Below are 2,415 nucleotides of genomic sequence, written 5' to 3'. Positions count from 1 at the left end.
GGTTACGGCGGTCATAGCGTGGAGGAAACGCCCGGTCCCATTCCGAACCCGGAAGCTAAGACCCACAGCGCCGATGGTACTGCACCCGAGAGAGTGTGGGAGAGTAGGACACCGCCGGACAACCACATGACGAGGGCCCCCCACCACCAGGTGAGGGGCCCTCGCCCATTAACCCCCACACCCCACCAGTAAAATCGGTCCTCGCTGTGCACGCCTAAGCCGGCACTCCCGGCGCACACCTAGCCTCGTACGGAATGCACTGGTGCCTGGTTGATCCGATGGAGCCCCCATCGGTAGCTCACCACCGTTCGCCCAGTTTTAGTGTCAGCGGTAGATATGTCGTCAGCCTCGACACGAAGGCGAGAGGTCAAAGGCGCTCCAGGGACCGGAACAGGCATTTCTAAATCCAGTGTGCGGGAATGGCGTCGCCAGCGGATTTTTTCTTGGCCACGCCGGCAAGCTCGCGGGGCATGTTGAACAAATTCGACAGGTGCTGGGTGCGTTGTCATGCGCGAGGGTCGCGATGGGATGGCCTCGAGATCGGTCGCGCGGGCAACGATGGTCCGGCCGTCCTTGCCCGAGGTTCGGACCCGGCTATTGTCGCGGGCCCGGTCGTTACACCGCGTGGAGCACGGTGTTCTCGAGCCCCGCCTGTGCAGCGGCGTCCGTGCAGCGATGGTTCCAAGTTTCGGTCACCGACGCAGCCCAGGCATTCGGTTGCAGCCCAGTCATTCGGTGGGCAACTGCGCATGAACTACGAAGAGCCCCTAACTTGAGTCTCCGATAATGGTGTAGCGCGGTTGTCTGGTGAAGTCTCAAGACATCACCTAGCGCGGTTGCCTGGTTCATCCTGGTGATGGACATAGGGGCGGACATAGCGTGGTCCTTCGAGGAATCTCTCACAATGCTCTCGAACGGAATCGACACGATGAGCGCACCACATATTCTCGACCCTGCCCGCCTCCTGAGCGAAGCCCTCGGCGAGGCATCCCCTGATCTAATGCGTGATCTGCTGCAGACCATGATCAACGCCCTGTTCTCAGCGGACGCCGATGCCGTGGCCGCCGCCGAGGAGGCCCGTCCCGCACTCACCGCCTAACCCTGAGGGGTCACGCAGCGCTACACCACTCCAGGGGCTCGACCGCCCCTTACGGGGGCAGGCGTGGACGCCGCATGATGGCACGGATCCCCATCGGGCGCGCGAGGCCGAAGGGCGCCGACCGTACTGATGACGTGCTCTGAGTGGTTCCACAGACTCCTAAGGGCCGTTGTCCTCTACGGCTTACGTTCTGCTGCGCGGACCAGCTCGCCGGCGCAGCGCACGTAGGCGCGAGTGACCTGCAGATGCACGACTACGGCGACCTGCAGGAGATCGATCTTGGGCGTCCACGTAGGACGCAGGAGAATCAAGCCCTGGACGGCCGTGAGGCGACTGTGGGAATCTCTCCAATCAGTACACGATGACGAACACGGGTCGCATGGATGCGTTTCGTGGAGCAGCGCGAACCATGGTCGGGAGGACAAGGGATACCTCCCGAGGTAGCGGGTGGTCCAGCGATAGTCCTCGGCAGTGGCGGCCGGCACCAGAAGTCACCGGCCGCGGCCAGGAGACGGCTACGTGTCCCCCTGCCGTCCACTGCACCAGTCAGCACTATCTCGACGGCTGCGCAGGAAACGACCGGCTTGGTGCACAGCAGAAGAAGCTTGTGGGGACGCTGCTCTTGTGCTCGACGCCGACAGCTCACCACCCCACCGGAGAGCCATAGCGCACGAACGGGTGTCCTCGCGGCGTTGGTTGAGGCGGTCGACCAAATCAGCTCCAGCGGCCGGAGCACCCTCCAGTGGGGAGTGGACGCTCGCGCCCTGTGTAGCGAGGAGACGGCGCACCTGCGCTGTGCCCGACCTCGACGTGCCGCAGGCGCCAGCCATCCAGGTGGGCCGGCGCGCATTGCAGCATTGCGCCGACCGATCCCTGTCGAAGCCATCGGTGGCACGTGATGCAGGTGACTCCTCACGGGTTTGCCCGTCGGGGATCACGCGTGTAATGTTTCATGAGTTGCCCCGGTGAGGGCAGCCACCCCCTTCAAAATGACGATCAGTTCGCATGCCTCGATACGAGGGCGAATTAGGTCGCTAATTGCTGCGGGTTGTTTCTTTGGACAATTGTTCACCGGCGTTCAGCCGGACCGGACGATTTGACAGAAGAAAAAGAATTGAAATACAGTATGAACATAGCGGCGGAGGAAAGCGGCCACGAGAAGCGCGAAAGCGCGGGGCCCGCAAGTAATCGTTTGCTCCTGTTGTTTGAGAACTCAATAGTGTGCCAAGTTTTTTGATACCGATTGTTTGTTGATTGGTTGAATTTGCTGGTCGCCGTCGTTGTGGTGGTGGCTGGTTTTTTTGGCTGGTTTCGAA

Annotated in this window: 1 protein-coding gene, 1 rRNA gene and 1 pseudogene; 2 read left to right on the top strand and 1 reads right to left on the bottom strand. The window is 61.8% G+C overall.

The features are described from left to right. The first annotated feature begins 3 nt into the window (after nucleotides 1-3). Both rrf and FQ377_RS14620 read left to right on the top strand, forming a co-directional pair. Nucleotides 4-120, top strand: a 5S ribosomal RNA gene (gene rrf, locus FQ377_RS14625). An 808-nt stretch (nucleotides 121-928) separates the two neighbouring features. Further along, nucleotides 929-1,084 (top strand): annotated as a pseudogene (locus FQ377_RS14620) (IS256 family transposase); the annotation flags it as partial. A 1,049-nt stretch (nucleotides 1,085-2,133) separates the two neighbouring features. Here FQ377_RS14620 and FQ377_RS15040 read toward each other — a convergent pair. Continuing rightward, on the bottom strand, nucleotides 2,134-2,415 hold a 282-nt coding region (locus FQ377_RS15040; protein ID WP_222861892.1), incomplete at its 5' end, for a hypothetical protein.

This window comes from Arthrobacter echini (assembly GCF_008107445.1).
GTDB lineage: Bacteria > Actinomycetota > Actinomycetes > Actinomycetales > Micrococcaceae > Arthrobacter_D > Arthrobacter_D echini_A.
Note: the sequence above shows the minus strand (reverse complement) of the source record. Positions and strands in the feature narration are given on the sequence as shown.